The sequence below is a fragment of the Deltaproteobacteria bacterium genome (assembly GCA_016874775.1).
In the GTDB taxonomy this organism is placed as follows: Bacteria; Desulfobacterota; Binatia; order Bin18; family Bin18; genus VGTJ01.
Window position 1 is genome coordinate 1 of sequence record VGTJ01000269.1, and the last position, 5,217, is coordinate 5,217.

The window sequence follows — 5,217 nt, forward strand, 5'->3', positions numbered from 1 at the left end:
AAGGCCTACAGGTCTCCGACGATGAGTTTCAAGCGCTCAATATCAAACCCGGTAAGTTTCATGGCGATTGGAACTATACGCTTCTTCCTCGCTCTTAATCGGTAACTTAATTCTTGCCCATGCCTAAGTAGCGCATGACACCGCTTGCGGTATCAAGGCCAAATGCACTGCCACCGGCAAGAACAATCGCATGCACGTGCTCAATCATATTGATGGGATTCAGCAAGTCTGTCTCGCGTGTGCCTGGTGCAGAGCCACGAACGTCAACACCCGCGACCGCTCCAGCTTCGATAAGGACAACTGTACAGCCCGTTGGACGTTCACTAAGTGTGTGGTGGCCAACTTTGATGCCAGTCACTGTAGTAAGCCCTTTGGCCGCCTCTGCAGCGACAACGTCAGTTGGTATCTGCAAAGATGACAAAAGACCAAGTGCGAACACAAGACAAGTGAATTGACGATACATGTCTTCCTCCAGAGTTGATGCCGGTACATACACTGTTTCGATTGCAAAATCTCGCTGGTGTGGTTCAATCGTGACAGAAAGTCGGGTAAGGAAAGACGCATGCGGAACGGCCACCAAGAAACCTCAATATCTGCCATAACAGCGAAAGCCCTTGCGGAGGTGCGGCGCATTGTTCTTGCTGCGGTCGGTGACAAAAAAGTGAGAGTGTACCTCTTTGGGTCATGGGCGCGAGGAGAGGCGACACGTATCTCCGATATTGATGTGGCTCTCGATCCTCAAACCACGCTTCCTCGTGGAACGCTGGCTCAGTTGCGTGAACGTTTAGAGGAAAGTCATGTGCCGTACCGCGTCGATGTGGTCGATCTTACTCATACATCTCCTGAATTCCGCCAGCGTGTCATAGCCGAGGGCGTGTTGTGGAGCGATTGAAGGAACGCCTAGCCGTTGCTCAGCACGCGTTAGGAACGCTTCAGGAGGTCCTCGCCATTGAAGGCCCCTCGCAGATAGAACGAGACGCGGCGATTCAACGATTTGAATATACCTGCGAAGCGGTATGGAAAGCTGCGCAGCGATATTTGCAGGAAGTCGAGGGATTGAGCATCGGTTCTCCTAAGGGCAGCATTCGTGCAAGTCGTGAGGTCGGATTGATCACTGATGAGCGGGCGACTGTCGGCTTGGAAATGATTGACGACCGTAACCTGACCGTACATACGTATAACGAATCTTTAGCTGAAGAAATTTACCAACATCTTCCCTCCTATGCTGACTTCCTTACCGGCTGGCTGAGCGCGATAGAGGAACGATTGAAGCAGCAAGAGTAGAACAGTTAGTGAGTAACATTCGACGCTCATCAACAGAAGGGCAACACAATGAAATTCGGCATCATTCATGACTTTCGCAACCCACGCCAATGGCGGAGACCGTGGCCGCAGTTTTATAAAGAGATCCTCGATCAAATCGTGCGCGCTGAAGAGCTGGGCTATGATAACGTCTGGTTAGCTGAGCATCACTTTGCGGAAGATGGCTACAATCCAGCTCCACTGACAACAGCCGCCGCGATTGCTGCGCGCACCAGTCGCATTCGTATCGGTACGTATGTGATGCTGATACCATTTCGTAATCCGGTGCGGGTCGCTGAAGAAACAACTTGTATCGATATTATCTCCAATGGGCGTTTCGATCTCGGCGCTGGGCAAGGCTATGCTGCCGAAGAATTCACTGCGCATTGTATGGACCGCAAAGAGCGCTCTGCGCGACTGGCTGAAGGGGTGGATTTAGTCCGTCGCCTGTGGACTGAAGAGAAGGTCACCTTCAATGGCAAGTTTACCCAAGTGAAAGATATGACGATTATTCCGCGCCCGGTGCAGCAACCGCATATTCCCCTTTGGCTGGGCGCACGGGCAGAAAAGGCGGTGCAACGAGTCGCACGGATGGGTGCACATCTGATGGCAACGCTCGGGCCTGATCCTGCGCCGCTGTATCGTGAAACACTGAAAGCGCATGGCTATGACCCTACGCAGTTCAACATCGGACAGATTGGCTTGGTGTATCTTGCGCCGAGTGAGGACCAAGCGTGGGCGGATATCCAGGATCATCTGTTTAACTCGATGGAATACTACGGCAAGATTCTCGCTGAGGCGAACGACGCGCCAGGCGACAAAGACTTCTGGAAATTCAAGAGCCCGAGTGAGTTGCGTCACTCCGGGTTTGGTCGTGCAGCGATGATCGGTACGCCGGATCAGGTTGCACGCAAGATGGAGCCGTTTTTCAAGCGCCATGCCTGTACACATTTTGTGATCGGCACGCAGATGCCCGGTATGGACCCACAGAAGTCGACGCGGTCGTTGGAATTGTTTGCGAAGGAGATTATGCCGAGCTTTCGGGGATAAGGACCGACCGTCATTCCGGGCAAGGCCGCAGGCCGCGACCCGGAATCCAGGAGAAATAAAACTGGATTCCCGCTTTCGCGGGAATGACGAACTGCCAATGATACGGGGGCTCCTGCTCAATCCTTCCGTCGCGCCTGCACGATCCACACCGCACCGGGGACGCGAACTCCCTCAGAACTGGCATACGGGGTAAGAGCCTCACGAACTGATTGGACCACACGAGGCCGTACCGTCGGGTCTGCCTCTGCGACCAAACGTGACACTGGACCAACTTCAAGTGAGAACTCGGCAGATTCAGCCACGGTGATGGCACCACCAAGGTTCAGTGCCGCTTCATACGGTTCGCACTGCACGGCAGTAAAGCCTGCATCTGTCAAAATTTTGCGCACTCGCTCTGGATCAGCGAAGGCAAAAGGACCGGGTGCCCCTAGCGCAGGTGGCGTGGGTGGTGGGACGTGTTGGAGTGCTGCTTTGAGAGGAACCCGAGCCCAATCATTTTTGTCGAGTGCCTGCCAACAAACGAACGTGAGACGACCGTTGGGCCGTAAGGATGTCTGCAAGTTCCGAAACGCAGTAGTCGGATCTTCAAAGAACATCACTCCGAAACGGGAGAAGAGGACGTCGAAACGCTCGCGGTCAAACTGATGAGTTTGCGCATCGGCGGTACGGAACTCAACGTTTGTGAATCCGCGTGCGTGCTGACGTTCGCGAGCACGACCCAACATCGGTTCGGAGATATCGATACCTAAAACGAAGCCATTCGGCCCCACGTGTTCGGCCAGCTCAAGGGATGTCTGACCACAACCACAGCCGACATCAATGACCCGTTCACCGGGTTGTATCGCTGCTCGTTGCAGTGTGACGAGCCCAAGGGGACCAATTTGCGCATCGAGCTTCTCCTGAAGCAGCACCCACTTGGGACCACCTTGCTCATTCCAATAGCGAATCTGTTCTTGATTGGTTGTTGCTTCCACGTCGTACTCCTTCGCTTGTTATTGTGGGCCACATTCTTCCTCACTCGGCCCCTCTTGTTTATTGCAGATAACATAACCACTCTGCTGAACCCACCCCTGTTTACGCCGTGAATGAAAGGACCCTTGCACTTTTTGGAGCGCACTGGCAGTAACAAATAGACAAGCCGAAATCTCTAAAGGAGGAACAGGTAATGGCAAAAACGCAATATGACTCAATTGGTGCGGCACTCGTGCGAACGAAAAACGGGAAGTGGATTAGTGCTGGTGATGGTAATGAATTCCTGGTGCTGCGCATTAGCAAAGAGACTGGCGCCTGGAGCGCATTAGTGCGCGCCAAGGCTGGTCAAGTGAACGCACCTCACACCCACGTGGGTCCCGCCGACTTCTATGTGATCTCGGGTGGGTTTGACTACCGTGGTGGTTCTGCGCGTGAGGGTGATTGGGTGTATGAGTCTGCCGGTGCGGTGCACGAAGCAACGACCCATCCGATGGATACCGTATACCTGGCGAATGTGTACGGCCCAGTGGCCTTCCACGATAAGACCGGCAAGATCACCGGCATTCTGGATTGGCGGATGATCCAGAAACTGGTTGACAACGCCAACAAGGGTGCGAGCAAGAAAGCACCAGCCAAAGCCAAAGCAGCTCCGGCACGGAGAATGGCAAAAGCGGCGTAAGTGTAACTACGAGTGAAGAGTCAGACGAGCCATCGCCGCCTTGATTCTTCACTCATTCTCTTGCAGCCCGAAGGCAGAGGCCAGAGCATGCGCGCCAATGAAAACTGATTCCGTCTTCTACCATTTGTTTCAGAGCGTGCCGCAGTTGTTCTTTGCCTTGCTCGACCGCCCCACTGAACAGGCCGATCACTAGCAGTTCACCTCTGAGGAACTCAAACAGACGGCCTTCCGCATCGATGGTATCTTTCGCCCGCCCGAGGACCAACCAGACTGGCCGCTGTTCTTTGTCGAAGTGCAGTTCCAGCTCGACCCAGAGTTGTACTCACGCTTGTTCGCCGAAGTGTTTCTCTATTTGCGGCTCCATCAGCCAGTGCAGCCGTGGCAGGCGGTAGTGATCTATCCCAGTCGTAACGTTGACCCCGGTCTGCATCGCCATTATCAAGTACTGCTGAACAGCGAGCAGGTGACCCGCGTATATTTGGATGAATGGGCGCAGCCACGGCAGACGGTGATGCAACGAGTGATGGGCGTACTGCTGGCCGAGCCGCACCAGGCAATTGCTGAGGCGCAGGCAGTACTGGCACAGAAGGAGGATGGAGGACGGGTGCCGAACATAGTAGACTTGGTCGAGACGATTTTGGCGTATAAACTACCCATGTTGAATCGGGAGGTGATTCAGAAGATGTTAGAGCTAACCGACGCTGATCTCAAACAGTCTCGTTTCTATCAAGATGTTCTTGCGGAAGGACGGCAAGAAGGACGGCAAGAAGAAGGGGTGCTTCTGATTCTGCGTTTGTTGCAACGCCGTTGTGGCGACCTGACGCCAACCGTGCGAGAGCAGATTGCGCGTTTGAGTCTGCCGCAACTCGAAGCATTGGGTGAAGCCTTGTTAGAGTTTCGTGGACTGGCAGATCTGGAGCAGTGGCTGGCGACTCACTCCCAGGAATAAGGATTGTGGCATGCCGCATTGGACAGAGATTGATCTGAAGCACACGGAAAACGCGCTTCAAGTGCAGGGAAACCCGAGGAGTTGGGCGAGGTAGGACAGGTGCCAGCCTGGGCGTTTGCGCTTAACTTTGAGCGAACCTTTGCCGGGGTCCCCGCGTAAGAGCGAGACGGCCAAGCGGTTGAGGAACGCCCGGTTCTCCGCCGTCGTGCGATCATAGACCCGGCGGGCATCTTCGCGAAACACGACATCTAACACCCAGTGCAGG

The 5,217-nt window shown here is 54.3% G+C and carries 8 protein-coding genes; 6 read left to right on the forward strand and 2 right to left on the reverse strand.

The genetic code is table 11. From position 1 onward, the window contains the following. Nucleotides 1–106: 106 nt before the first annotated feature. Complete coding sequence (locus FJ147_26905) at nt 107–463, reverse strand: hypothetical protein (GenBank protein ID MBM4259517.1); 357 nt, start codon at nt 461–463, stop codon at nt 107–109. Between the two features lie 99 nt (nt 464–562). Between FJ147_26905 and FJ147_26910 the strand changes: the two genes are divergently transcribed. The 3 genes from FJ147_26910 to FJ147_26920 are packed head-to-tail and all read left to right on the forward strand — an operon-like array spanning nt 563 to nt 2,352. After that, nucleotides 563–892 carry a nucleotidyltransferase domain-containing protein gene (locus FJ147_26910; GenBank protein MBM4259518.1) on the forward strand — a complete coding sequence of 110 codons (330 nt, stop codon included), beginning with the start codon at nt 563–565 and terminating at the stop codon, nt 890–892. Further along, nucleotides 880–1,284 (forward strand): DUF86 domain-containing protein, encoded by a 405-nt coding sequence (locus FJ147_26915; GenBank protein ID MBM4259519.1) that lies wholly within the window; start codon nt 880–882, stop codon nt 1,282–1,284. The genes FJ147_26910 and FJ147_26915 overlap by 13 nt, the downstream gene beginning before the upstream one ends. A 48-nt stretch (nt 1,285–1,332) precedes the next feature. Then, on the forward strand, nt 1,333–2,352 hold the full coding sequence (locus FJ147_26920) for an LLM class flavin-dependent oxidoreductase (GenBank protein ID MBM4259520.1): 1,020 nt from the start codon (nt 1,333–1,335) through the stop codon (nt 2,350–2,352). A gap of 116 nt (nt 2,353–2,468) precedes the next feature. On the opposite strand, the gene FJ147_26925 is transcribed toward FJ147_26920, so the two are convergent. Next, nucleotides 2,469–3,326, reverse strand: a complete 858-nt coding sequence (locus tag FJ147_26925; protein ID MBM4259521.1) for a methyltransferase domain-containing protein — start codon at nt 3,324–3,326, stop codon at nt 2,469–2,471. 191 nt (nt 3,327–3,517) lie between these two features. On the opposite strand from FJ147_26925, the gene FJ147_26930 reads away from it, so the two are divergent. The 3 genes from FJ147_26930 (at nt 3,518) to FJ147_26940 (ending at nt 4,952) form a co-directional block, all read left to right on the forward strand. Next, nucleotides 3,518–4,003: a hypothetical protein gene (locus FJ147_26930; protein ID MBM4259522.1), complete on the forward strand. Its 486-nt coding sequence runs from the start codon at nt 3,518–3,520 to the stop codon at nt 4,001–4,003. Nucleotides 4,004–4,100: 97 nt separating this feature from the next. Next, entirely contained in the window at nt 4,101–4,196 is a 96-nt protein-coding gene (locus FJ147_26935; protein ID MBM4259523.1) for a DUF2887 domain-containing protein, read from the forward strand. Nucleotides 4,197–4,235: 39 nt separating this feature from the next. Then, nucleotides 4,236–4,952 (forward strand): Rpn family recombination-promoting nuclease/putative transposase, encoded by a 717-nt coding sequence (locus tag FJ147_26940; protein MBM4259524.1) that lies wholly within the window; start codon nt 4,236–4,238, stop codon nt 4,950–4,952. Nucleotides 4,953–5,217: the final 265 nt, after the last annotated feature.

Bases quoted from the DNA above. Each gene is read 5' to 3' on its own strand.
- FJ147_26905 (MBM4259517.1), bottom strand. From the start codon at position 463: ATGTATCGTCAATTCACTTGTCTTGTGTTCGCACTTGGTCTTTTGTCA.
- FJ147_26910 (MBM4259518.1), top strand. From the start codon at position 563: ATGCGGAACGGCCACCAAGAAACCTCAATATCTGCCATAACAGCGAAA.
- FJ147_26920 (MBM4259520.1), top strand. From the start codon at position 1,333: ATGAAATTCGGCATCATTCATGACTTTCGCAACCCACGCCAATGGCGG.
- FJ147_26930 (MBM4259522.1), top strand. From the start codon at position 3,518: ATGGCAAAAACGCAATATGACTCAATTGGTGCGGCACTCGTGCGAACG.
- FJ147_26935 (MBM4259523.1), top strand. From the start codon at position 4,101: ATGAAAACTGATTCCGTCTTCTACCATTTGTTTCAGAGCGTGCCGCAG.